This is a genomic window from Phenylobacterium sp. (genome assembly GCF_965284355.1).
In the GTDB taxonomy this organism is placed as follows: Bacteria; Pseudomonadota; Alphaproteobacteria; order Caulobacterales; family Caulobacteraceae; genus Phenylobacterium.
Genome location: NZ_OZ260078.1, coordinates 3,193,034 through 3,216,950, shown reverse-complemented (window position 1 = coordinate 3,216,950; position 23,917 = coordinate 3,193,034). Strand labels below are relative to the sequence as shown.

Annotated in this window: 24 protein-coding genes; 15 read left to right on the top strand and 9 right to left on the bottom strand. The window is 70.8% G+C overall.

What is annotated here, in order from left to right; translation table 11 throughout:
- Positions 1-36 precede the first annotated feature (36 nt).
- On the top strand, positions 37-1,218 hold the full coding sequence (locus ACQ66R_RS15735; protein WP_430423548.1) for a hypothetical protein: 1,182 nt from the start codon (positions 37-39) through the stop codon (positions 1,216-1,218).
- Positions 1,219-1,235: 17 nt separating this feature from the next.
- Here ACQ66R_RS15735 and ACQ66R_RS15730 read toward each other — a convergent pair whose 3' ends face one another.
- Positions 1,236-1,394 (bottom strand): rhodanese-like domain-containing protein, encoded by a 159-nt coding sequence (locus tag ACQ66R_RS15730; RefSeq protein ID WP_430423546.1) that lies wholly within the window; start codon positions 1,392-1,394, stop codon positions 1,236-1,238.
- Positions 1,395-1,606: 212 nt separating this feature from the next.
- Between ACQ66R_RS15730 and ACQ66R_RS15725 the strand changes: the two genes are divergently transcribed.
- Both ACQ66R_RS15725 and ACQ66R_RS15720 read left to right on the top strand, forming a co-directional pair.
- Complete coding sequence (locus ACQ66R_RS15725; RefSeq protein ID WP_430423544.1) at positions 1,607-2,965, top strand: M24 family metallopeptidase; 1,359 nt, start codon at positions 1,607-1,609, stop codon at positions 2,963-2,965.
- 97 nt (positions 2,966-3,062) lie between these two features.
- Positions 3,063-5,897, top strand: coding sequence for a filamentous hemagglutinin N-terminal domain-containing protein (locus ACQ66R_RS15720; RefSeq protein ID WP_430423542.1), 2,835 nt, complete (start codon positions 3,063-3,065; stop codon positions 5,895-5,897).
- A 37-nt stretch (positions 5,898-5,934) separates the two neighbouring features.
- Here ACQ66R_RS15720 and xth read toward each other — a convergent pair whose 3' ends face one another.
- The 3 genes from xth to ACQ66R_RS15705 all read right to left on the bottom strand — a co-directional run bounded on the left by xth (position 5,935) and on the right by ACQ66R_RS15705 (position 8,285).
- Complete coding sequence (xth, locus tag ACQ66R_RS15715) at positions 5,935-6,738, bottom strand: exodeoxyribonuclease III (RefSeq protein WP_430423540.1); 804 nt, start codon at positions 6,736-6,738, stop codon at positions 5,935-5,937.
- A gap of 46 nt (positions 6,739-6,784) precedes the next feature.
- Positions 6,785-7,084 carry a hypothetical protein gene (locus ACQ66R_RS15710; protein WP_430423538.1) on the bottom strand — a complete coding sequence of 100 codons (300 nt, stop codon included), beginning with the start codon at positions 7,082-7,084 and terminating at the stop codon, positions 6,785-6,787.
- A 70-nt stretch (positions 7,085-7,154) separates the two neighbouring features.
- Entirely contained in the window at positions 7,155-8,285 is a 1,131-nt protein-coding gene (locus ACQ66R_RS15705) for a helix-turn-helix domain-containing protein (protein ID WP_430423536.1), read from the bottom strand.
- Positions 8,286-8,548: 263 nt separating this feature from the next.
- On the opposite strand from ACQ66R_RS15705, the gene ACQ66R_RS15700 reads away from it, so the two are divergent.
- Entirely contained in the window at positions 8,549-9,361 is an 813-nt protein-coding gene (locus ACQ66R_RS15700) for a hypothetical protein (RefSeq protein ID WP_430423534.1), read from the top strand.
- An 8-nt stretch (positions 9,362-9,369) separates the two neighbouring features.
- Positions 9,370-10,428 (top strand): 2OG-Fe(II) oxygenase, encoded by a 1,059-nt coding sequence (locus tag ACQ66R_RS15695; protein WP_430423532.1) that lies wholly within the window; start codon positions 9,370-9,372, stop codon positions 10,426-10,428.
- Here ACQ66R_RS15695 and ACQ66R_RS15690 read toward each other — a convergent pair.
- From ACQ66R_RS15690 to ACQ66R_RS15680, 3 genes are all read right to left on the bottom strand, one after another.
- Complete coding sequence (locus tag ACQ66R_RS15690) at positions 10,425-11,120, bottom strand: response regulator (protein WP_430423530.1); 696 nt, start codon at positions 11,118-11,120, stop codon at positions 10,425-10,427. The genes ACQ66R_RS15695 and ACQ66R_RS15690 overlap by 4 nt on opposite strands.
- Positions 11,117-12,592 carry a sensor histidine kinase gene (locus ACQ66R_RS15685; protein ID WP_430423528.1) on the bottom strand — a complete coding sequence of 492 codons (1,476 nt, stop codon included), beginning with the start codon at positions 12,590-12,592 and terminating at the stop codon, positions 11,117-11,119. The genes ACQ66R_RS15690 and ACQ66R_RS15685 overlap by 4 nt, the downstream gene beginning before the upstream one ends.
- 120 nt (positions 12,593-12,712) lie before the next feature.
- Positions 12,713-13,630: a sulfurtransferase gene (locus ACQ66R_RS15680; protein ID WP_430423526.1), complete on the bottom strand. Its 918-nt coding sequence runs from the start codon at positions 13,628-13,630 to the stop codon at positions 12,713-12,715.
- A 99-nt stretch (positions 13,631-13,729) separates the two neighbouring features.
- Between ACQ66R_RS15680 and ruvA the strand changes: the two genes are divergently transcribed.
- The 10 genes from ruvA to tilS all read left to right on the top strand — a co-directional run bounded on the left by ruvA (position 13,730) and on the right by tilS (position 22,129).
- The gene (ruvA, locus tag ACQ66R_RS15675) at positions 13,730-14,344 is read left to right on the top strand and encodes a Holliday junction branch migration protein RuvA (RefSeq protein ID WP_430423524.1); all 615 of its coding nucleotides are present in this window, start codon (positions 13,730-13,732) and stop codon (positions 14,342-14,344) included.
- Positions 14,345-14,507: 163 nt separating this feature from the next.
- Entirely contained in the window at positions 14,508-15,539 is a 1,032-nt protein-coding gene (gene ruvB, locus ACQ66R_RS15670) for a Holliday junction branch migration DNA helicase RuvB (RefSeq protein WP_430423522.1), read from the top strand.
- The gene (locus ACQ66R_RS15665; RefSeq protein WP_293362280.1) at positions 15,536-15,979 is read left to right on the top strand and encodes a YbgC/FadM family acyl-CoA thioesterase; all 444 of its coding nucleotides are present in this window, start codon (positions 15,536-15,538) and stop codon (positions 15,977-15,979) included. Before ruvB ends, ACQ66R_RS15665 begins: the two co-directional genes overlap by 4 nt.
- 54 nt (positions 15,980-16,033) lie before the next feature.
- Complete coding sequence (gene tolQ / locus ACQ66R_RS15660; RefSeq protein ID WP_430423520.1) at positions 16,034-16,735, top strand: protein TolQ; 702 nt, start codon at positions 16,034-16,036, stop codon at positions 16,733-16,735.
- A gap of 3 nt (positions 16,736-16,738) precedes the next feature.
- Positions 16,739-17,242: an ExbD/TolR family protein gene (locus ACQ66R_RS15655; RefSeq protein WP_430423518.1), complete on the top strand. Its 504-nt coding sequence runs from the start codon at positions 16,739-16,741 to the stop codon at positions 17,240-17,242.
- A complete protein-coding gene (locus ACQ66R_RS15650) occupies positions 17,239-18,075 on the top strand; it encodes an energy transducer TonB (protein ID WP_430423516.1) in 837 nt (278 codons plus the stop codon). The genes ACQ66R_RS15655 and ACQ66R_RS15650 overlap by 4 nt, the downstream gene beginning before the upstream one ends.
- Positions 18,075-19,394: a Tol-Pal system beta propeller repeat protein TolB gene (tolB, locus tag ACQ66R_RS15645; protein ID WP_430423514.1), complete on the top strand. Its 1,320-nt coding sequence runs from the start codon at positions 18,075-18,077 to the stop codon at positions 19,392-19,394. The genes ACQ66R_RS15650 and tolB overlap by 1 nt, the downstream gene beginning before the upstream one ends.
- Before the next feature lie 69 nt (positions 19,395-19,463).
- On the top strand, positions 19,464-20,030 hold the full coding sequence (gene pal / locus ACQ66R_RS15640; protein WP_430423512.1) for a peptidoglycan-associated lipoprotein Pal: 567 nt from the start codon (positions 19,464-19,466) through the stop codon (positions 20,028-20,030).
- A gap of 9 nt (positions 20,031-20,039) precedes the next feature.
- Positions 20,040-20,894 (top strand): tol-pal system protein YbgF, encoded by an 855-nt coding sequence (gene ybgF / locus ACQ66R_RS15635; RefSeq protein WP_430423510.1) that lies wholly within the window; start codon positions 20,040-20,042, stop codon positions 20,892-20,894.
- Positions 20,882-22,129: a tRNA lysidine(34) synthetase TilS gene (gene tilS / locus ACQ66R_RS15630; protein WP_430423508.1), complete on the top strand. Its 1,248-nt coding sequence runs from the start codon at positions 20,882-20,884 to the stop codon at positions 22,127-22,129. Before ybgF ends, tilS begins: the two co-directional genes overlap by 13 nt.
- Here the strand turns inward: tilS and ACQ66R_RS15625 are convergent.
- Together ACQ66R_RS15625 and ACQ66R_RS15620 are read right to left on the bottom strand one after the other, a co-directional pair.
- Positions 22,111-22,974 carry an alpha/beta fold hydrolase gene (locus ACQ66R_RS15625; RefSeq protein WP_430423506.1) on the bottom strand — a complete coding sequence of 288 codons (864 nt, stop codon included), beginning with the start codon at positions 22,972-22,974 and terminating at the stop codon, positions 22,111-22,113. The genes tilS and ACQ66R_RS15625 overlap by 19 nt on opposite strands.
- A 1-nt stretch (position 22,975) precedes the next feature.
- Complete coding sequence (locus tag ACQ66R_RS15620; RefSeq protein WP_430423504.1) at positions 22,976-23,866, bottom strand: M23 family metallopeptidase; 891 nt, start codon at positions 23,864-23,866, stop codon at positions 22,976-22,978.
- Between the last annotated feature and the right edge of the window lie 51 nt (positions 23,867-23,917).

Below are 23,917 nucleotides of genomic sequence, written 5' to 3'. Positions count from 1 at the left end.
TATCCTTGGGTCGCAGTTCGGGGATTCAAGAGAGTGGTGAGAAGATTTGTTGCCGGTGCGACCGCACTGGCAGTGTTGGTTGCAGGACAGCCGGCGTGGGCCGCCCCCGCGATGGTCTATGCAAAGCAGGGCGCGACGGCCGCCCAGGTCACGACGGAGATCGCGGCCTGCAAAGGGCCAGTAAAGGAGATTTCGTCCTACGAGTACCTTCAGGCTCCGGCAGGCGACTATTCCATGGAGGGCGCCGCGGGCGCAGCGATCGCCACCATGATCGTCGGCGCTCTGCGTACCGCCTCTGCGCGGGACCGCGGCATGATAATCTGCATGCGCAAGAAGGGTTTCGCCTACCTCCCCCTGACCCCTGACGAGGACGCAACCTACTCCAAACAGGCCGAGGGCGCGGCGCGCGACGCGTGGCTGGATGCCTTCTTGGCCGCGATCCCTGAAGCGCGTGTCAGCGAAGCGCTCCGGCCGGTCCATCCGCCGCTTCCCGCCGGTGACCATGCGCCATTCATGGTCGGGCCGGTCCGCCTGCACTCAGACAGCCTGAAGCTGGGCGAAGGCACCCTCGGCTATGGTAGCGCTCTGGTCACGGCCCGCGCCACCCGGCGAGCGACGGCTAGTGTGAGAGCGGCGGCCGATGTGGGCGTCCTGCCACCGACGATCCTCCGGGCAAGGGGCACTGCGCAGGCGGGCGCGGTCTTCCACCAGATCAACTATTCCGGGCCGCCCGGCGCCGCAGAGGAAGACCGCACGATGTGGTGCGGACCCGTGGAAATGCCGAAGGGCCGGAAGCTGATCTGCGTGACCTCACATTTCACAGGACAGCGGATAGCCATGGCGACGGGGCCCGCCTTCTTCGCGGCGCCTGACCCCGACTACAGTCAGGTTCGGCTCGACATGCGCACGCCACTGGACCTCGAACTTATGCCGCCTGAGACAAGCCCGGTCTTCGACGTCGAACTGAAGGCAGGCTGGGTCACGAAGAGAGAAATCAGCCTCTGGGCGGTGCTGACGTACGAGGGGAAGACCGTCGACGTCTGGAGCGGCGCGCGCGACTTCGACGCCGACGGCCGCGCGATCTTGCCGTTCTGGGATCGCGACCTGGTCATGACCAGGGACGGCAAGGGCGTCACGGTCGCTTTCCGCCCCCGGACGGACGGTCTGGGCTGGTACGACGAACTGCCGAAGCCGAAGGGGGCCGAAAAGGCCGACTAACCGGGCCTGAGCGGGCGCTATTTCCCGGTCTCGACCTCGCCGTCGATCCGCGACCACTCCTCGAACGGGCCGTCGTAGAGCAGCACCTCAAGGCCCAGGGTGCGAGCCGCGAACGCCGTCGCCGTGGCCTGCTGGCCCACGTAGCAATAGGCGATGACCCGGTCGTCCAGCTTCACGCCCGCGGCCTTGGGCCGAGGCCAGCTGCAGGTCGGCGGTCGTCACTGACCCTTGTCGTAGGGGCCTTATCGCCGACCTGCAGCATCGCAAGCACGGTCCGAACCATCGTGCCTCCCAGGTCGCCAGGCATGCTAGCGTCGCACAGTAGGCTTGGGTGCCCCCTGGGCCGACGCCACGAATTGGGGCAGCAAGGGCGGCGACAGGAGATCCCATGCTGAAAGCCGCCCTCGGTCTCGCCTTCGCCCTCACGTTCACGACCGCGGCGCATGCGGCCGAGCCGCCCAAGCTGCCGATGGCCGAGACCGAAGTGGCGCACCCCGCGCTGCTGCCGATCCTCTCGCCCCGCGACCGGGCCAAGGTGGTGGACGCCATCCTGGCCGACCGGCTGGACCGGGTGATCCCGCAGGTCATGCAGACCCACCAGATCGACATGTGGGTGCTGGTGGCGCGCGAGTACCTGGAAGACCCGGTGGTCGCCACCATGCTCGACGCCAAGAGCCTGCGGGCGCGGCGGCGTACGATCCTGGTCTTCTACAATCCCGGCGGCGGCAAGCCGGTCGAGCGACTGACCGTCAGCCGCTACGGGTTGGGCGGCCTGTTCCAGCCGGCCTGGAACCCCGATGTCGAGCCCGACCAGTGGAAGGCGCTGGCCCAGCTGATCGCCGCGCGCAATCCACAGAAGATCGCGCTGAACGTCTCGTCCAAGTCGGCCTTCGGCGACGGCCTGACCAAGAGCCAGCACGACGAGCTGGTCGCCGCCCTCGCCCCCCAGTTCCGCGAGCGCATCGTGTCAGGCGAGGGCCCCTCGATCAGCTGGCTCGAGACCCGCACGCCGATGGAGATGCAGCTCTATCCCGGCATTCTGCGGCTGGCGCACGCGGTCCTTGGCGAGGGCCACTCGGCCAAGGTCGTCAAGCCGGGCGTCACCACCACCGACGACGTCGCCTGGTTCTACCGCGCGCGCCTGTCCGAGCTGGGCGTCGAGACCTGGTTCCATCCCTCGGTCGGCGTTCACCGCCAGGGGGTGAAGGAGCTGCTGAGCGGCGACACCGTGATCCAACCCGGCGACCTGATCTGGACCGACTTCGGCATCACCTACCTGCGCCTCAACACCGACACCCAGCACCTGGCCTATGTGCTGAAGCCCGGCGAGACCGACGCGCCCGCAGGCCTCAAGGCCGGCCTCGCGGCCGCCAACCGCATCCAGGACGCCGTGACGGGCTCGTTCCAGGTCGGGATCAGCGGCAACGACATCCTGGCCGCCGCCCGCAAGAAGGCCATCGACCAGGGTCTGAAGCCGTCGATCTACTCGCACCCGCTCGGCTACCACGGCCACGGCGCCGGCCCCGCCATCGGCTTCTGGGACAACCAGAACCCCGACCCGCGCGGCGACGGCCGCGTGAACCCCGGCACGGTCTGGTCCATCGAGCTGTCGGCCTTCGCGCCCGTGCCCGAGTGGGGCGGCCAGGAGGTCCAGTTCCGCACCGAGGAAGACGCCTTCTACGACGGCAAGACCGTCCGCTACCTCGACGGCCGCCAGACCTCGCTGACCCTGATCCCCAGCAAGTAGGCCGACGCGGCCCTTGTGGTCGAAGCCTGGCTTTGGAAAATGACGCTCGGATGACCCGCGGCGGCGGCGGCCGGCGCCTTAGTCCGTGAGACTCCCGTTGTCCAAGGTCCTGGCCATGCCCTCGTCGCCCGCCCGCCGACCGCTCGGCCCGCTGATCCTCGGAGCCGCGAGCCTGACGCTTGCGCTGGGCGGCCCTGCCGCGGCCCTGCCCGTGCTGGGGACCGCTCCGCCTCAGGTCAGCGCCGGCGGCGGGCAGCCGATCATCGCCACGGGCGGAGGGGCGGTGCGGGTGGACCTCAACGCGCCGCGCACCATCATCGACTGGTCCAGCTTCAACCTCGCGGCCGGCGAGCGGGCCGAGTTCCTGTTCGACCAGCGGAGCAACTTCGTCCTGAACCGCGTGACCGGCTCGGCGATCAGCATCAACGGCCAGGTGTTCGCCGGACAGGCCGCCAACCTGAACAGTCCTCTGCCGGCCAACCCGGGCGGCAACGTCTGGTTCTACTCACCGCAGGGCGTGGCCTTCGGGGCGAACGCCAGCGTCGACGTCGGCGGGCTCCTGGCCACCAGCTCGGCGCCCAACACGGCCCAGTTCCTGACGCCTGGCAACCGCAACATCACCTTCACCGGTTCGGGCTCGGGCGGGCCGGTCACGGCGGCCGGCGGCGCCCGGTTCAACGCGACCGCCACCGTCACGTTCGCCGCGCCCAGGGTGAGCACCGCCGCCGGCTCGACCGTCACCGTCTCGGACTACGGCTCGGCCCTCTACCTCGGCGCCGACAGCTTCGAGCTGCAGTACTTCCCCAGCTTCAACGACGACCTGTCGCTCTTCACCTTCATCATCCCCAACCGCGCCGCGGGCACCGCCAATCCCCAGGCGCTGAGCCTGGCGGGACAGACGACGTCGGGCACGATCTACCTGGCCGCCTACAGCCGCGCGGCGCTGGCCAGCGAGCTGATCAACGCGCCGGGCCTGCTGACGGCCCGATCCTCCTTCGCGGAGTACGGCCAGGTCACCATCACCACCGGGCGCAACGTCATCCTGGGCCAGCCGGGCCCGGGCGACAACGCGCCGGTCGCCAACCTCGTCCCCGGCCTCACCGTCGGCCACGCCCGGATCGGCGAGGTCAACGCCGACGGCAACGTGAACATCATCCTGACCGGGGTGAACTACGACCAGGCGCCCCAGGGCAACCTCACCGCGACGAAGGTCCGCGCCGGCCAGGGGCTGGTCATCGGCGGGTCCATCGTCAGCATCCCGGGCGGCGTCAGCGCCGGCGACGCCGGGGTGAACGCCCGCAGCGCCCACCTAGTGGCCGGCCTGCAACTCAGCATCCCCACGATCACCGTCGCCGGCGACCTCTTCTTCGGCAGCCGGGCCTCGACGACGACGTTTGACCGGGTCACCAGCGGCGGCGACGTGTCCATCCGGAACAACCAGACGATCTCCGGCAATCTGCTGTCGAGCTCGGGAAGCCTCTCGCTCCAGTCGGCCGCCGGCATGATCAACGTGGCCAACGTCTCCAGCGGCGGGGCCCTGACCTTTTCCACCGGCGGCGCGGTCAACATCGCGAACCTCACCGGCGCGACCTCGGTGACCATCGGGTCCACCGGCTCGCAGACGTACGGGGCCTTGACCGGCGGGACCGTATCGCTGAGCACGGCCGGCGCGATCAACGCCACGACCCTCAGCGGGACGACCGTGAGCGCTGGGTCGATCGGCGCGCTGAGGATCGCCTCGACAACGGCGACGACGTCGTTCGCCGTCGGCTCCAACACCAGCGTCGACCTCGGGTCGTTCACCGCGCCGACCTTCACCGCCAACGCCCCACTGGTCCGGCTGGGCACGGCGAACGTGTCGGGCGACGCCCTGGTCCGCACGCCGCAGATCGACCTGACCACCAGCTTCACCGCCGGCAACCTCAGCATAGAGGGCACGAGCGGCGCCTTCCGGCTGGGCGGCGACGGGCCGCTGGGGCTGACCAACGCCGAGCTGCAGCGGATCAGCGTGACTGGCGCGCTCAACCTCTACGCCGGCCAGACCGCGCCCACGACCGGCAACCCCAACCCCGTCTACGGCGACTTCGAGGTGCTGGACGCGACGGTCGACGCCACCCGCATTCCGCGCCTCAACCTGTTCGCCCATTCCGGTCGCCAGGTGATGATCAGCGGCGTCGTCGACGTCGTCGGCCTGGGCGGCCGCCTGCAGGTGGGCGACCCGGCGAACGAAGCCTGGAGGCCCGACCGGATCGTGCTGAGCGGCGCGCTGGGCCGCGCCGACGGCGACGCGATCGCCGGCTTCACGAACGTCCGCGGCTTCCAGTCGGTGAGCCTGAACGCCGGGCGCGACATCCTGATCGGCTCGTCGCGGTTCATCGATCTGGTTGAGGACGCCGCGGCGGAGACCATCGACATCGGCCACGGCCTGCCCGACGGCGTCGCGCCGCAGGGCGATGAGCTGGGCCGACTGTTCCTGGTCGCCGGCGGCGCACGCCTGTCCGCCGGCGAGCGCATCCTGCAGCAGAACACCGGCGCGCCGGGCGTCGAGGGCGGCGTCTTCCTCAGCGGCGCGGGCGTCAGCGCCGGCGAGCCGGTGCTCAGGGTCGGCGGCGGCGCCGCCACCGACATCTTCGTCGCCCTCGAGGACGAGCGCGGCGTGGTGTCCGGACGTCTGGCCAGCGTCTCGCCGCGCATCGCCGCCGACAGCGACGGCCTGTCGCGCACGGTCCGCGTCAACGGTTGTCCCCTCGGGCTTGGCTGCGCGGTCTCGACGCCGGCCAGCCAGTTCCGCCTGGATCAGTTCCGGCCCGCGGCCCGCAGAGCCGCGATCGACCCGCCCGTGCTGGTCCCGCCCAGCCCCCTCGACGACGAGCGCGAGACCGACCCGGTGATCATCGGCTCGGGCAACGAGGAGATCTGGCGCGAACGCTGATCGGCGCGGTTTTGCTGGCCGCTCCGGCGCCCAGGCCTCAGGACCGGGCCCGACGCGCGGGGCGCCTGACCTTGCGGTCGGCCAGCTCGATCCAGACCGGCCCGTGGTCGCTGGCATGCTCGCAGCCGCGATGCTCGCGATCGACGCCGCCGTCCGTCAGCCGCTCCGCCGCCGCGGGGCTCAGCAGCAGGTGGTCGATCCGCAGGCCGGCGTCGCGCTGGAACGCGTTCCGCCAGTACTTCCAGAACGTGTAGACCGGCGCGTCCGGATGGAGGCTGCGGATCGCGTCGGTCCAGCCCGCCTCGGTCAGCCCCGCGTACAGCGCCTTCAGCTCGGGCTGGAACAGCGCGTCGTCGCGCCAGCGGTCGGGCGCGTACACGTCGGCGTCGGTCGGGATGATGTTGTAGTCGCCGGCCAGCACGATCGGCTGCCCGGTCGCCAGCAGCCACGCCGCGTGTTCCACAAACCGCGCGTACCACGCCTGCTTGAACGCATACTTCGGCCCGCCCACCGGGTTGCCGTTCGGCGCATAGAGGCACCCCACCAACACCCCCTTCACCGCCGCCTCGATGTAGCGGGCCTGGGTGTCGGCCGGATCGCCCGGCAGGCCGCGCATGGTCTCGATCGGCGCGGCGCCCCGCGCCAGGATCGCCACCCCGTTCCAGCTCTTCTGGCCCTGCCAGACGGCGCCATAGCCGGCGCGCTCGATCTCGCGGGCCGGAAAGCTCTCGGTCTTCAGCTCCTGCAGGCAGGCCACGTCAGGCCGGGTCTCCTCCAGCCACGCCAGCAGGTTCGCGAGCCGCGAGGTGACGCCGTTCACATTGAAGGTCGCGATCCGCATGCCGCGACACTGGGGCGCCGCCGCCGCTTCGGAAAGCCGCGCCGGCTCAGCGGTCCTCCGGACCACAGACGCCGTCCGCGAACGCCTTGGGCGCGATCTGGGCGCATCGCCGGTGCGCCGCGCGCACGATCCGCCGCAGTTCGCGCATCGACCGCGCCTCCGTCTCCAGCCACGGCGCCGACGGGTCCGCCCGACAGATCGACCGCAGGCTCTCCCCCGCCGCGACCCGCTGGCAGATCATGGCGGCCAGCTCCGCCGTGTACTTCGACGCATAGATCCCCGGCGGCGCCGGCTGGCGGGCGAGCGTACGAACGGCCTGCGGCCGCAGAGTGGCGGAATGGGTCATCAGACGACCCTAACCACCCCACCCCTCAAATCCGGACGCAAGCGTGTCTAGCGGCATGATGGGTAACAGTTTAGCCCGGTTGGATAGGTAACAGTTTGCGGCCGTGTGGATCGATGAGGCCGATGGGTTGGCGGTAGAACCAGACGCGCCAGCCGTGGTCGATCTCCTCGATAGCCACGCCCTCGCCGGCGAGGGCGTGGCTGATCTGGACGAGTTCGCCGCGCCACTTGATCTCGCCGGTGGTGCGCACCTTGCGGACCGCGAGGTCTGATCCGTACTCGGGCTCCGGAAGGCGGCGGGGCATGGGCCGGGGCGAGGGGCTGTAGAACCGGGCGGGGGTGAGCTGGTCGAGCGCCTGATGAGGCCGGTCGTGATTGTACTCCGCGCGGAAGGCGGCGAAGCGCCGGGCCTGAGCCTTTCGATCGGCGGTCGGCGGCGAGAGCGTCTCGAGCAGGGTGAGATGCAGGCGCTCCAGGCGACCGTTCTCCTGCGGCCGGCCAGGAAGGATGCGCTCGGGCTGGATGCCCAGCTTGATCCACCAGACCGACAGCGCCGAGAGGCCCGTGGGGCTGGCGGTGGCGAAGGGCGGGCCGTTGTCGGAGCGGATCACCTGCGGCAGACCATAGGTGCGGAAGGCCCGCTCCATCACCGGCCGCGCCTCGGCCGCCGACGTCCCGCCGCCGGCCGAGACCGTCAGCAGGAAGCGGCTGTAGGCGTCCGCCAGCGTCAGCGGCTCGCAGCGCGACCCGTCGCCCAGTCGCACCCAACCCTTGTGATCCACCGCCCACACCTGATTGGGCCGCTCCGGCGTCACCAGCGCTCCAGCCCGCACCGGCGCCCGCCGCCGAAGCCGCCGGCCCTTCACCAGCCCCGCCTTGCGCAGGATCTCGTCGGCCGTCGAGTGCGAAGGCCACGCCAGGTCCGGATGCAGCGCTTCCAGCCGCGCCACGATCTTGCGCGGCCCCCAGTGCGGCCGCGCCCGCCGCAACTCCACGATCTTCTCAGCCAACTCCGGCGACGTCGAGCGGCCATGCCTCAACGGCGCATGCGAGCGATCCGCCAGCCCCGCCGGACCCTCCGCCGCATACCGACCCAGCCACTTGTAGCCCACGCGCCGGCTAATCCCGTACGCCTCGCAAAGCTCCGTCATCGAAGCCTCGCCCGCCAGACACTCACCCACAAACCGAAGACGCTGATCCATCGCGAACGCCTCAAGCCACGGCATCGCACAGCCCCCAAAGCGAGAACTGTTACCCCTCTATCCGGGCTGGTCTGTCACCTCTCTATCCGGGCAGGACACGCGTCCAATGCCTCCCCACCGGGGAGGTGGCTCGCCGCCGGGGGCGACGAGACGGAGGGGCTTCCCCACGGCCGACGAGACGCCCCTTATAAGTTTCCCAGAATTGCGAAGCTTGGAGGCCGCGGCGATGACCCTGCGCAGTGACACCTGCGTTGGAGGACCCCTTGCGCGACTTCGGGATGATCGCCGACGACGAGCCGACAGCGTCCCGGCTACTGGCGGCCTTCGATGACGACGGGTTCGATTTCCAGGCCGCCGCCGAAGAGGCCGGCGTCATCGACGCCGCGCGGATTCTCGTGGATCGGCCCGATGTGCTGGCGGCCTACTATTCCGAATACTTCGGGCCGCTGAACGATCGGAACTCGCACGCCTGGATCGACCGCGTCGGCGGGACAACGCCCGAGGACTATGCGCGCTACTGGTACGACACCCATGGCCGCAACGAAGGCTACGTCCAGGACGCGCGCCCCGCCGCGGCGCAGGGCGACCTGCCCGCCGCCTACGCCGGGCGTACGACGTTCGATGGCGTTCCGATCGCGAAGATCCTCGCCGATCGCCCCGACGTTTTCCAGGCATTCTTCACCGAGTACTACGGCGCTGGCAACGACCGCCATTCCAGCGCCTGGGTCGAGCGCGTGGGCGGCGCGACGGTCGAGGACTATGCTGACTACTGGTATCGCGCCCACGGGAAGCTGGAAGGCTATGTCCCGAGCAGCGACGCGCCGGCCGCGCCTGAAGAGTCCGCCCCGCCTGAGCCGCCGACGGGCTCGGAGGCGCCGCCGGAAGGACATGTCGGCGTCGACAACCCGCCGACGCCCGAAACCGAGACCGTGCCCGTGCCCGCCGCCGATCCGCCCGCGTGGGAGTACGCCCGGCCGCTGGTGGTCTCGGAAGTCGATGGTCACGTCGTCCTCACGCCCGCCTCCGACGCCGAGATCGCCGCAATGCGCACTCTGTTCGACGACCTCGCGTTCTGAGCCCTTCGATGCCGCTGTTCCCGGGCGCGCCGGCGCCAATGTTCGACGCGCCGTCGCCGATCAACCCACGGTTCGCGTTCAGCAGCGTGGGCGGGCGCTATATCGTCCTGGCCTTCCTGCCGCCGCCTGGGCCAGCCCGTGACGCCGCCGTCGCCCTGGTGCGATGCAACGCCGACGTCTTCCGAGATCATCGCGCGCTGTTCTTCGGTGTCCTTCCGGACGCCGCCTCGTTCGCGGCGGCGAAGAATACGCCGCCCCTGCGCTGGTTCGACGGCAGTGACGGCGGCCTGCGCCGTCTCTACGCCACGTCGGCCGACGACGACCTTTCGCCCATGTGGGTGCTGATCGACCCGTCTCTGCGCGTGCTGGGCTGGCGGCCGCTGGCGCAGGGCGCCGATCTCGTCGCCGACCTGAAGGCCATGGGCGCGCCCCGGGACCACGCGGGCGCGCCGCTCCATGCCCCTGTCCTGATCGTGCCCCGGGTGTTTGAACGTCAGCTCTGCTGCGCCCTGGTCGAGCACTATGAAAGCGTCGGCGGGGCCGCGTCGGGCACGATGATCCTGCGCGACGGCAAGACGGTCGGCGTCCTGAACGACTTCAAGAGCCGCCGGGACGCCGCAGTGCGTGACGACGGCCTGATCGCCACCTGTCGCGACCGGCTGCACCGACGCCTCTGTCCCGAGATCCAAAAGGCGTTCCAGTTCACGCCGACCTACATCGAACGCTACATTGTCGCCCGCTACGACGCCGAGGAAGGCGGCTGGTTCCAGCCGCACCGCGACAACACCACCCCGGGCACCGCGCACCGCAAGTTCGCCGTCTCGATCAACCTCAGCGACGACTTCGAGGGCGGGGACCTGCGCTTCCCCGAATTCGGCGACCGCACCTACCGTCCGCCCATCGGCGGGGCGGTCGTGTTCTCGTGCTCGTTGCTGCACGAGGCGACCAAGGTCACGCGTGGCGCGCGCTACGCCTTCCTGCCGTTCCTCTACGATCAGGCGGGCGCCGAGATCCGCGCCGCCAACCTGCACACCCTTGAGCCGGGCCAGACGGCCGCGGCGGGCTAGTCGCTGTTTTCGGTCATCAGGCGGTACCCCAGCCCCGGCTCGGTGACCAGCAGGCGGGGCTGCGACGGCTCGGCCTCGATCTTCTGGCGTAGCTGACCCACCAGGACACGGACGAACTGAGCGTCGACCTGGGCGTCCGGTCCCCAGACGGCGGCTATCACCTGCCGGTGCGTCACGACACGTCCGGCATGCCGCGCCAGCACGCTCAGCAGGTCGTACTCGCGGGGCGTCAGGCGAACATCCTGGTCCTCCAGGGCCACGCGCCGAAGCGCGAAGTCGATACTGAGCTCGGCCGACCGGAACACCGCTTGGGCGGCGAATCGCCGATCGCGACCGCGCAGCGCGGCGCGGATGCGCGCCAGCAGTTCGCCGATGCCGATGGGCTTGTTGACGTAGTCGTCGGCGCCGGCGTCCAGGGCGGCGATTTTCTCGCTTTCCAGATCGCGGGCGGACAGCACGATGATCGGCGCGTCGGACCACGCCCGCATGCGCCGGATCACCTCCTTGCCGTCGAGGTCGGGCAGTCCCAGGTCCAGCACCACCACGTCGCATGGGGCCGAAGCCACCCGGGACAGCGCCTGCTCGCCCGTGGCGGCGACTTCCGCAGCATAGCCGGCGGCCTGCAGCGCCGGCGTGAGCGCGCGCAGGATCTGCGGCTCATCGTCCACAAGCAGGAGGTTGGGCGCGTTCATACCGCCGCCAGCCGCAACCGGACCACCAGCCCCGCGACGCCGTCGCACCGGTTCGACGCGTCGGCCTGGCCGCCCATCGCCTCCAGCAGGCCCCGGACGATCGCGAGGCCCAGCCCTGTCCCGGGCGTACGGGCCACGGCCGGCGCACGGTAGAATTTCTCGAACACACGCCCGAGATCCGCCTCCGGGACACCGCCGCCCTCGTCCCAGACCTCGACCACCAGTCCGCGCGCCTCGGCCCGCAATACCACGCCGACCGGCGTCTCTGGCGGCGAGTAGCGCAACGCGTTGTCCAGCACATTGCCCAGCGCCTGCTCGAACAGCACCGGGTCGCCCATCGCGTCAGGCAGCTTGGGCGAGGCCATCACCGAGACGGTTCGGAACGTGATGGGCCGGCGGCGCTCCACGGTGCGTTGGACGCTCTCGGCGAGGTCGAAGGCGACCAGGCTCAGGTTCAGGGCGCCCGCCTCCAGGCGGCTCATGTTCAGCAGGTTCTCGACGACGCCGTCCAGCCGCTCGGCCTCTTCGCGGATGGTGGCGGCGAGGTCCTCGCGCGTCGCCGCATCGAACTGGGGTCCGAACGTCTCCAGGCTGGTGGCCGAAGCCAGGATGGCCGCGAGCGGCGTGCGAAGGTCGTGGCTGATCGACGACAGCAGCGCATTGCGTAGGTCCTCGGTCCTGGCCCGCGCTTCGGCCTCGGACTTGGCCGCCGCCAGCCGGGCGCGCGACAGCGCCGCCGCGCCAGTATCGGCCAGGATCTCGATCAGCGTCGCCTCCTCGTCACTGAGGGGTTCTCCCGCCGGCCGCCAGGCCGCGACGCCCAGAGCCTCATCGCCCGTTCCCAGACAACGCAGACGCCACGCGCCGGCCTGCCCGACCGCGGTCTGCAGGCTCGTCATGGCCTGGGCCAGCGCCGGCTCGCCGGCGAGCACATCAGCGCCGCTCGTCGCCTCGCCCACCCGCACCACCGCAAAGCCCCGCGCCGCCCGCGCCAAATGGCTACCCAGTTCCTCGCAGATCAGGCGTTCGTCCGAGCTGGCCGAGAACGCCTGGGTCGCGTCCAGCAGTGCGCCGTTCACGCGTTGGCGAGCCTGCGCCGCACGGGCTTCGTCACGCATCCGACCGGCCAGCAGGCCGGTCAGGGCCGCCACCGCCAGAAACACCATCAGGACGTTGAAGTCGTCGACCCCGCCGAACGTGAACTGGTAGCGCGGGTCGACCAGGAACATGTAGGCGGCGAATAGGGCCGTCGCCGCGGCATAGGCCGGCCCTGAGCCCAGCAAGAACGCCGCCAGCAACACGCCGGCGAGGAAAATGCTTGAGAGCCGATCGCTGCCGGTCAGGCGATAGAAAACTTCGGCGACGGTCGTGGTGAGCGCCACGATCGGCAGCACCGCGGCGTAGCGCAGGGCCTCGCCCACCGTCGACCTCAGGCGGCCGCCCTCTATCGGCTCGGCCCAAACCCACCACATCTGCTTCAACTTCACCACGTCGCGCGCCGGGTCAATTATGCCGGCCTTATGACGCCGTGACGGGGCGCCATCCCTAGGCAGGCGACTTGGCGCGCGGCGGGTCGCATGGGCCCGTCAGGTTTACTGTCCCGGCCCCGTCTCCACCGCCCCGTCCCGTCGCGACCAGTCCTCGAACGAGCCGTCGTACAGCAGCACGTCCAGCCCCAGCGTCCGGGCGGCGAAGATCGTGGCGGTAGCCTGCTGGCCGACGTGGCAGTAGGCGATCACCTTGTCGCCCGGCTTCACGCCCGCGGCCTTGAACCGGGCGGCGATCTCCTCGGGCGAGGCGAGGCGCGCGTCCGGGGTGGTGACCGTGGTGAGCGGCACGCTTTTGGCGCCGGCGATGTGGCCGGTCTTGTGGGGCTTGGCGGCGGGTCCGCCGGCGCGCTCGCCCGCGTAGAAGTCCGGGGTGCGGGCATCGACCAGGGCATAGCCCTTGGCGCGGGCGTGGGTCTTCACGAAGTCGGCGTCGACGACGATCGGGCGCATCTTCAGCGGCGACAGACGGCCCGGCGCGGGCGCGGCGGCGGTGGTCTCCAGGGCCCGGCCCTCCTTGGTCCAGGCCGCCAGCCCGCCGTTGAGCAGTGACGTGCGGGCGCCCAGGCCGGCGGCGTCCAGCACGAACACCACTCGCGTCGCCGACTGGATGTCGCGCGTCGGGTAGACCACGATCCGCGAGCGATCCGACACGCCCAGCGCCTGCAGCTTCGCGCGCAGGGCCTCGGGGTCGGGCATCTCCAGGATCAGCGGGTCCTTCGCCGCCGGCGGGGCGGAGATGTCGCCCAGGGTCACCAGCCGGGCGCCGGGCACATGGCCCGCCTCGTAGCCGGCCTTGTCGCCCACGTGCAGGATGACGAGGTTCTTGTCCTTCAACCGCCCGGCCAGCCAGTCGGTGGACACCAGCAGCTTCTCGCGCGCCGCGGCCGGCTTCGGCGCGGCGAAGCCGGGCGCCGGCGTCGCAAGCGCCAGGAACAGGACCGCCGCCAGGACAGCTCGCATCGTCGTCTCCTCGTTTCGCGCCAGCATAACGCCCGCATTGTTCCCTGCGAGTCCCCGCTGCGGTACTCCTCCAGAACACATGCCGAACGTGATTCGCAGATGATCGGACGTCTCAGGGGCGCCGTCGCCGAGGTCGGGGAGGAAGACGCCCTGATCGACGTGATGGGCGTAGGCTATGTCGTGCGCTGCGGCAGCCGCACCCTCTCGCGCCTGCCCGAGGTGGGCGGCGAAGCGCTGCTGCACGTCGAGAGCCACTGGGGCGAGCAGACGGGCCTCACCCTCTACGGCTTCCTCAGCCGCGACGACCGCCAGGCCTTCGTGCTGCTGCGCACGATCCAGGGCGTCGGGCCCAGGGCGGCGCTGGCGGTGCTGGACGTGCTGCCCCCCGCCGAGCTGGCGGGCGCGGTGGCGCGCGACGACAAGGCCGCCGTGGCGCGGGCCAACGGCGTCGGGCCCAAGCTGGCGCTGCGCATCGTCACCGAACTCAAGGGCAAGCCGATCCACGACGGCCCGGTCGCCGCCTTCCACAGCGCGATCCCCAGCGCCGCGCCGGTGAAACCCTCGGCCTCGGGCGAAGCCGTCGCGGCCCTCATGGGCCTGGGCGTCGCCGAACCCGCCGCCCGCCGCGTCGTCGAATCCGCCGCCATCCGCCTGGGCGAAGACGCCGAACCCCCGGCCCTCATCAAGGCCGCCCTGCAGGAGCTGGGGCGTTGAGGGGAACCACGAAATACACGAAATACACGAAAGCGGCGGGCTCGTTCCGACCCGCGGAGCGGGTCAGGCCATCAAGCTGGTTGGCCGCTGCGCGGCCGTGGAGAGCCGCCCACACTTTCGTGTATTTCGTGTATTTCGTGGTTCCCCCACTCGGGGCGCGCCCATGACCCGCGTCATCTCCGGCGAGGCTCAGCCGTTCGAGACGGCGGACAAGGCGCTGCGGCCGCAGACGCTGGCCGAGTTCGTGGGCCAGCAGCAGGCCAAGGGGAACCTCAGCGTCTTCATCGAGGCGGCCAAGGCCCGCGAGGAGGCCCTGGACCACGTCCTGCTGTTCGGCCCGCCGGGCCTGGGCAAGACCACCCTGGCCCAGATCGTCGCCCGCGAGCTGGGCGTGAACTTCCGCGCCACGTCCGGGCCCGTGCTGGCCAAGGCCGGGGACCTGGCCGCCATCCTCACCAACCTCGAGCCGCGCGACGTCCTGTTCATCGACGAGATCCACCGCCTGCCGGCCAATGTGGAGGAGATCCTCTATCCGGCGATGGAGGACCACGTCCTGGACCTGATGATCGGAGAGGGGCCGTCGGCGCGCTCGATCCGCATCGACCTCGCGCCCTTCACCCTGGTGGCGGCGACCACGCGCGCGGGCCTGCTGGCCACGCCGCTGCGCGACCGCTTCGGCATCCCGATCCGGCTGGAATTCTACACCCACGAGGAGCTGCAGAAGGTGCTACTGGGCGCCGCGGCGAAGATGGGCGCGGCGCTCTCGCCCGACGGCGCCCTGGAGATCGCCACCCGCGCCCGCGGCACGCCGCGCGTGGCCGGCCGCCTGCTGCGCCGGGTCCGCGACTTCGCCGCCGCCGACGGGGCCCCGGTCATCGACCGCAAGGCCGCCGCCTCGGCGCTGGCCCGCCTGGACGTCGACGAGCACGGCCTGGACTCCCTGGACCGCCGCTACCTGCGCGCTCTGATCGAGAACTACGCCGGCGGCCCCGCGGGCGTGGAGACCCTGGCCTATGCGATCGCCGAGGCCCGCGACGCCGTCGAGGACGTGATCGAGCCGTTCCTGCTGCAACAGGGCTTCATCCAGCGCACGCCCCGCGGCCGCATGGCCTGCGCGAAGGCCTACAGCCACCTGGGCCTGACAGCGCCGAAGGGCGTGGGGCACGCGCCCACGAGCGGGGACCTGTTCGAATGAGCGAGCCTTCCGCCGGGTGGATCGAGGGCCGCGAGCATCTGCTGCCGGTCCGAATCTACTACGAGGACACCGACTTCACCGGCATGGTCTACCACGCCAACTACCTGCGCTACTTCGAGCGCGGGCGGAGCGACTTCTTCCGGATCGCGGGCATCAGCCATACCGAGCTGCTGAAGCTGGCCGAGCCGACCGCCTTCACCCTCGTACGGGTCGAGATCGACTACCGGCGGGCCGCCCGGGTCGACGACGCGCTGCTGGTCCACACCACCTACGACACCATCAAGGGGCCCCGGCTGATGGTCAGCCAACGCATCACCCGCGGCGAGGAGCTGATCGCCGAGGCGCACGTTCAGGCCGTCTGCATCGACCTGCGCGGCCGGGCCAAGAAACCGCCCAGGGAAATGGTCGAGCTTCTGCGCCCCTATTTTGAGACGCCATAAGATCGCCACCGAGACCCCGCACCACCGCCACGACACGCGCCTTCAGGAGACAAGATGGACCCGGCCGCCATCACGCCGCAGAGCTTCGACCTTCTCTCGATCTTCCTGAACTCCGACTGGGTCGTGAAGCTGGTGATGATCGGCCTGGCGGCGTCCTCGCTGTGGTCGTGGACGATCATCCTGGACAAGCTGTTCCGCTTCCACGGCCTCAACCGCGAGGCCGACAAGTTCGAGGACGCCGTCGCGTCGGGCCGCAGCCTGGAAGACGTAGCCGCCGAGGCCGGCGAACGTCCGACCCACCCTCTGCCCCGCATGCTGCAGGGCGCTATGAAGGAATGGCGCGACACTCGCGCCAAGGGCGCCGTCAGCGAGGGCCAGGTCGCCTTCCTGATCCAGCGCATCGACCGCCAGATGGACACCATCATCGCCCGCGAGAGCGCCCGCGTGGAAAGCGGCCTGGGCATCCTGGCCATCGTCGCCACCGCCTCGCCGTTCGTCGGCCTGTTCGGCACGGTCTGGGGCATCATGCGATCCTTCCAGGCCATCGCCATCCAGAAGAACACCTCCCTGGCCATCGTCGCCCCCTCGATCGCCGAAGCCCTCTTCGCCACCGCCATAGGCCTCGTCGCGGCGATCCCGGCGTATGTATTCTTCAACAGTTTCTCGACGGCGGCGGGGAAGTACTCGGCGCGCCTGGAGGGCTTCGCTGACGACCTGTCGACGGCCATCCAGCGCCGGCTGGCGGAGCGGGGCTGAGCCATGGCGTTGTCGGCCAACGACGCCTTCGCGACCGGGGGCGCCAAGCGGCGGCGGCGGTACGGTCGAGGTCGCCGCGGCGTGCTCTCTGAGATCAACGTCACGCCGCTGGTCGACGTGATGCTGGTGCTGCTGATCATCTTCATGATCTCGGCGCCGCTGCTGACGGCGGGCGTCCCTGTGGAGCTGCCGAAGACCGAGGCCGGCGCCATGCAGGACGTGCCCGACCCGATCACGATTTCGATCCGCTCGGACGGCTCGATCTACATCGGCGAGACGGCCACGCCCTTCGCCAACCTGTCGCCGCGCCTCAAGGCCATGGCAGCCGACACCACGCGGCCGATCTATGTCCGCGCCGATGGCAAGGCCAGCTATGAGGTGGTAGCGCGCGTGATGGCGTCGCTGTCCACCTCGGGCTTCACCGCCATCAACCTGATCACCGACACGGGCGGTCCCTCTTCCGGCGGCGACGAGGCCGCCCCGGTCCAGGAGGAGGCCCAGCCGTGAGTCGGGCCGCCTCCCGGCGCATCGAGGTTTCGCCGGCGGCCCTGGGCTCGATCGGCCTGCACGTGGCCGTGGCCGCCGCCTTCATGGTGAGCTGGGGCGCCCACGACCTGAAGGTGGGCTCGGTGACGCCGGTCACCATCGTCTCGACTGCGCCGTCCACCGACGTGCGCCCGGCGATCCAGGGCCCCGAGACCGTCGAGGCCGCGACCGAGGAGCCTGCCCCGGAGGCCCCGCCGGAACCTGCGCCGCCCCCGCCGACCCCCGCGCCTCCGACGCCGACCCCGACACCCAAGGTCGCCAAGCCGGCCGAGAAAGCCGCGCCGCCGACCAAATCCGCGACCAAGCCGGCCGAGAAGAGCTTCGACCTCGACGCGCTGTCGGCCAGCCTCACCCGCCCCGCCCGCAACGCCCCGCAGCGCCCGTCAGCCGCCCCCAAGGGCCCGACCCGCGCCGAGACGGCGCCGATCGCGCGCCAGACGGCGGGGACGGGCCTGTCGACCGGCGCGGCGCTGGAAGGCCTGGCCGAGGACCTGCAGCGCCGCTGGAATCCGAACTGCAGCCTGTCGGCCCGCAACGTCGTCGTGAAGACCACCTTCCAGCTGGGTATCGGCGGCAACGTTATGGGCGAGGTTCTGACCCAGGTGCAGGACCAGACCGTCCGGCGCGGCCAGATGGAATGCACCAACGCCAACACCCGCGAATGCATCGTCCAGTCGGCGGCCGACCGCGCCGCCGCGGCGGTGCATGCCGCCGCCCCGTTCCGCGGCCTGCCCCGTGAACTCTACGGCCAGCGTATCGTCGTGAACTTCAACGCCCGAGAGGCCTGCGCCTGATGACCAAGACCGCCGTCGCCACCCGATCGCGCCTCGCCGCGCTGCTGCTGGCCTGCATGTGCGTCGCCACCGCCCTGATGGTCGCGAACCCCGCACGTGCGGACATCCAGGTGAACATCAACCGGGCCGACCTGAAGCCGCTGCCGATCGCGATCCCGGCCTTCGGCGGCCAGCAGGGCGCCGAGATCGCCCAGGTGGTCCAGGCCAACCTGCAGCGCTCGGGCCTGTTCCTGCCGCTGGACCCGGCCAGCTTCATCGAGAAGGACCTGAACGCCGCGGTCCAGCCCCGCTTCGCCGATTGGAAGACCATCAACGCCCAGGCGCTGGTCAACGGCCAGGTGACCATCGAGGGCGGCCGCATCCGCGTGGACTTCCGCCTCTGGGACACCTTCCAGGAGCAGCAGCTTCTGGGCCTGCAGTTCACGTCCAGCCCCGAGAACTGGCGGCGCGTGGCGCACAAGATCTCAGACGCGGTCTATGAGCGGCTGACCGGCGAGAAGGGCTATTTCGACACCCGCGTGGTGTTCGTGGCCGAAAGCGGCGCGCGCGGCGCGGTCACCAAGCGCCTGGCGATCATGGACCAGGACGGCGCCAACCCCAGCTACCTGACCGGCGGCGACTCGATCGTGATGACGCCCCGCTTCTCGCCGACCAGCCAGGAGATCACCTACATGGCGCTGAAGCCCGACAGCGCCACCGTCTTTCTCTTCAACCTCCAGAGCGGCCGGCGAGAGAGCCTGGGCACCTTCCCCGGCATGGCCTTCGCCCCGCGGTTCTCGCCCGACGGCGGCCGGGTGATCTTCTCAGTGGAGCGGGCCGGCAACAGCGACCTGTTCGTGATGAACCTGTCCAGCCGGTCGTCCTCGCGCCTCACGTCGGACCCCGGGATCGACACCTCGGGCTCGTTCTCGCCGGACGGCACGAAGATCGCCTTCAACTCCGACCGCTCGGGCAGTCCGCACATCTACGTGATGGGCGCCGACGGCTCGGCCCCGCGGCGGATCTCCAACGGCGGCGGCCGCTACACCACGCCGGTCTGGAGCCCCACGGGCGAGTACATCGCCTTCACCAAGCAGGAGGGGGGTCAGTTCCACATCGGCGTCATGAAGCCCGACGGCACGGACGAGCGACTTTTGACCTCCAGCTACCTGGACGAAGGCCCGACCTGGGCGCCCAATGGCCGGGTTCTGATGTTTTCCCGTGAAACCCCAGGCGGGGCGCCCAAGTTATGGAGCGTGGACGTGACCGGGCGAATCCTTCAGCCGATGCCTTATCCGGGGTCAGGCTCGGATCCGGCCTGGTCGCCTTTGCTTAACTAGTCTTGCGCCCCAATCCCGCCAGATAGATGCCGATAGTGATTCGCAACTTCTCGACGACAGGAGACACACATGGTGAGCAGCTTCAGCGGTAGCACGGCGGTGCGCCTGGCCCTGGTCGCCATGGCGGCAGCGTCGTTGGCCGCTTGTACGACCAAATCCAAGCCCAAGTACGACACCCAAGCCCCCCCGACTGCCGCGCCGCGGCAGCCGGATGCCCCGATGCCGCAGAACAACGGCCCCATCGGCACGCAGTCGACGGCGCCGGTCCCGGGCTCGGCGCAGGACTTCGTCGTCAACGTCGGCGACCGCGTCTACTTCGACACCGACAGCCACGACGTCCGCGCCGACGCCGAGCCGATCCTCAGCGGCCAGGCGGGCTGGCTGAAGCGCTATCCGTCGGTCCGCGTGCGGATCGAGGGCAACGCCGACGAACGCGGCACGCGCGAGTACAACCTGGCCCTGGGCGCGCGGCGCGCCAATGCGGTGCGCGACTTCCTGGTGGCCCAGGGGATCACCTCGGACCGCATCTCCACCATCTCGTTCGGCAAGGAGCAGCCGGTGGATCCCGGCAGCGGCGAGGAAGCCTGGCAGAAGAACCGCAACGGCCGCACCGCCATCGTCTCGGGCGCGCGGTAGGTCATCCTGGTGCGTGCGCGTATTCCTCTGACGCTGATGGCGCTGGCCGTTCTCGCGACGGCGGCGCCTGCGGCGTCGCAGACCCCCTTGCCGGAGCCCGCGGTCGATCCGCTGGACTCGCGTGACGCCAAGCGGGTGGAGCGGATGGAGAAGGTGGTCCGCGAGCTACGGGCCATCGTCTTCCAGCTGCAGAAGTCGGACAAGCCGGTGGTCGTGCAGCCCGCCGACACCGACGCGCGCATGGCCGAGATGAGCGAAAAGCTGGGCGATCTGGAACAGACGCTCCGCTCGCTCAACAGCACGATCGACAACGCCACCCGCGACCTGGACGCCGCGAAGCGCGAGAACGCGGCGCTCAAAGCACAGCTGGACGGCCTGAGCGAGCGCCTGGCGGCCGTCGAGCAGAAGCTGACGGCGTCCACCGTCGCGGCCGCCGAAGCCGCACCGGCGACCGCGCCGACGGCGCCGCCCGCCGGAGATCCCAACAAGGCCTTCGCTGACGCCCGGCAGTTGATGCTGGCCGGCGACTACGACGCCGCCGAGAACGCCTTCGCCGATTTCGTCGAGGCCTATCCCGACGCCGCGAAGACGCCCGAGGCCAGCTATTGGCTGGGCAAGACACTCAGCGTCCGAGGGGCGCATGCCGACGCCGCCCAGGCCTACATCGGGGCCATCCGCGGCTGGCCGCAGACGTCCTGGGCGCCCGACGCGGTCGTCGAGCTCTCGCGCTCGCTGATCGCGCTGAAGAAGCCCTCCGACGCCTGCCAGACCCTGGCCGAGTTCGCGCGCCGCTACCCCAAGGCCTCGCCCCCCGTCGCCGCCCGCGCCGCCGCCGCCCGCACCCAGGCCAAGTGCGCGGCCTAGAGGCCGCTGTCCGCGAGGTTCTCGACCGTCGCCTGCTGCCTGCGAGCCCGCGCCCGATCGCGGTCGCACTGTCCGGCGGCGGAGACTCGCTGGCCCTGACCCTGCTGGTCGACGCCTGGGCCCGCGACCATGGCCGCGGCCTCGTGATCCTCACCGTCGACCACGGCCTGCGCACCGAGAGCGCGGCCTGGACGACCCGCTGCGGTGAGATCGCCGCGCGCCTCGGCCGCCCGTTTCGCGCGCTGCCCTGGGAAGGCGGCAAGCCCATGACCGGCCTCCCGGCGGCCGCCCGGGGCGCACGCCACCGCCTGCTGGCCAACGCCGCCCGCGAAGCCGGCGCGCGAGTGATCCTCATGGGCCACACCGCCGACGATATCGCCGAAGCCCACGCCATGCGGGCGGAAGGGTCGACGACGCCCGAACCGCGCGAATGGGCGCCCTCCCCTGTCTGGCCGGAAGGACGCGGCGTCTTCCTGCTTCGGCCGATGCTCGGGCAACGACGCGCGGACCTCCGCGCCTGGCTGAAGACCCGGGCCGAGGCCTGGATCGACGATCCGGCCAACGACGATCCCCGCTTCGCCCGCAGCCGCGCCCGCGCCGCCGGGCCTGCGCCGGCGATCGCTGCAGCCCAGGCGTCGCCCACCTCCGAGCTCTGCCGACTGGCCGACGATGTCGGCGGCGCGATCACAATCCCCCGCAGGACTCTGCGGGCTGCAGGCGGCGATGCGGTGCTGCGGTTTGTGAGCCTGGCCTGCGTCTGCGCGGGCGGCGGCGAGCGACGTCCCGCGACCGACCGCCTGCGACGGCTCGCCGACGCCTTGCGGAACAGCGACGGCGACTTCGTCGCCACCCTGGCCGGCGCCCGCGTCGAGGCTGGCGAGCACGGCGTCGAGATCTTCCGTGAGGCCGGCGAGTTCCATCGGCGCGGCTCGCCGCCACTGAACCTGCCCGTTGGTGAGGAGGTGGTGTGGGATGGCCGCTATGCCTTGACCGCGCACGCGACCGGCCTCTCGGTTCGGCCCGCCGTGGACGTCGCCAACACCCTGTCCGATGACGACCGCGGCGCGCCCCCCATATCTGCCCGGCGGCGCGGCGGCCTGCCGGCCATCATCCAACCCGGCGGCGACGCGCGCCTCGCGCTATGCGACCGGCCAGATGCCGCCGTGACGGTGAGATCGCTGGTGCGCGCCCGGCTCGAAGCCGCCGCGGGCCTGGTTCAGCGCGAGCCGGCCTGAAGCACGTGGTCGACGCCGCGCACGACGGCGTCGGCGTAGCGCGGGCCCAGCAGGTTGGCGTGGGTGGCCGCCGTCACGTGCTCGATGTAGCCGTACTGAGACAGCCTGGCCGGCGTTTCCTGGATCTGCTTGATCGGGCCGCGCGCCTGGTGCGGACCGGCGGTGACCACGGCCACCGGCATCGTCACCGGCAGCTCGATCGCCCCCGCCATCCGCGAGGTGTCGGGCCAGGCCATGACTTCCGCCGCCGCGCCATGGGCATGCGGCGCCGAGGCGTGGATGCGCCGCTTCTCGCGCCCCGCGTCGCCGGTCAGACCGATCAGGTTGCCGCTGATGAACGAGACCGGGACCATCATCCCGACCTTGGCGCCGGCGCTGGCCAGTTGCAGCAGCCGCCCGAAGCCCTTGATCGCCGTGGGTCCGCCCGGAAGGCTGAAGACGTCCGGCGTCACCGCGTCCACCAGCACAAGGCCCACGATCGGCCATTCGCGCTCCAGCGCGTACAGCCGCACCATCAGGCCGCCCATCGAATGGCCGGCCAGCAGGATCGGCCCCGTCTCGCCCAGCTTGCCCAGCAAGGCCTCGAGGTCGTCGTTGATCGCCCGCCCGTCCCGGGGCGCGGGGCCGACGTCGGAATGGCCAAGGCCCGCGCGGTCATAGGCCAGGCTGCGCAGGCCCTTGGCCGACAGTTTGTCCTGCACGATCGCCCAGTCCGAGGCGCAGCCGAACGCGCCGTGCTCGCACACCACCAGGGGATGGACGCTGTCCTTCGGACCGGCGCGGACCACACGGAGGCTGCGGCCGCCGATGTCCACCTGTTCGCCGCGGAAGTTGAGTTTGGGCAAGCTAGAGCGCCAGCTGCGCGCGGGGACGCCCGTCGGGGCCGATGGAAAGCTCGCGCAGGCCATCGACTTTCGGCGCCTGGGCCGCGGCGCGCGCCTGGGCGCCCTTCAGGTTCCGCTCCGCCTCGGCCAGATCCTGGGCGTCGGTGGTGGTCCGCTTGATGATCACGACGGACGGATTGTTCTTCGCGTCCATCAGCGCCCGCTTGCTCTCGGGGATGAACGACACATAGGCCATCCGCACCCGGCCGGAGTAGCGCTTGGCCTTGTCCAGCGGCAGGTCACCGGCTTCGGCGAAGGCCTTGCCCAGGAACATCGCCGGGTCCAGCGGCCGCTTCTGGGCGTCGCGGATCTCGAAGTGCAGGTGTGGGCCGGTGGACGTGCCGGTCGAGCCGATACGGCCGATCTGATCGCCGCCCTTCACCGCCATGCCAGGCTTCACGTCGGCGCCGATGGAGCCCAGGTGCGCGTAGTAGGTGGTCAGGCGCTCGGCATGGCGCACGGCCACAAAACGTCCATAGCCGCCCTTGGTCCCGGCCTCGACGACGACGCCGTCCGCCACCGCGACGACCGGCACGCCCGCGTCCGCCGAGATGTCGACGCCCTCATGCAGGCGGCCGTTGCCCTCCCAGGGCAGCTGGCGCAGGCCGAACGGCGAGACGATCGCGCGGCCCGGGACCGGCTCCTCGAAGGCGATCAGCACGTCTTCGGCGGCCGGCTGGGCGACCGGCTTGGGCACGGCGTTGGTCAGGCGCACGGTTTCAGACGGCGTCCGCGACAGGACAGGGGTCAACAGCGATGCATGCGCCACGGCCACGGCGCTGAGGCCAGCCGCCGTCACGATACCGGCCTCGGCCAGCATACGACGCGTCAGGATCGGCTTCCGTCCCTGCAAGGTCCTGAGAACTCCATCACGCCGCGGCCCGTCCCCAGACGAGACCCGCGA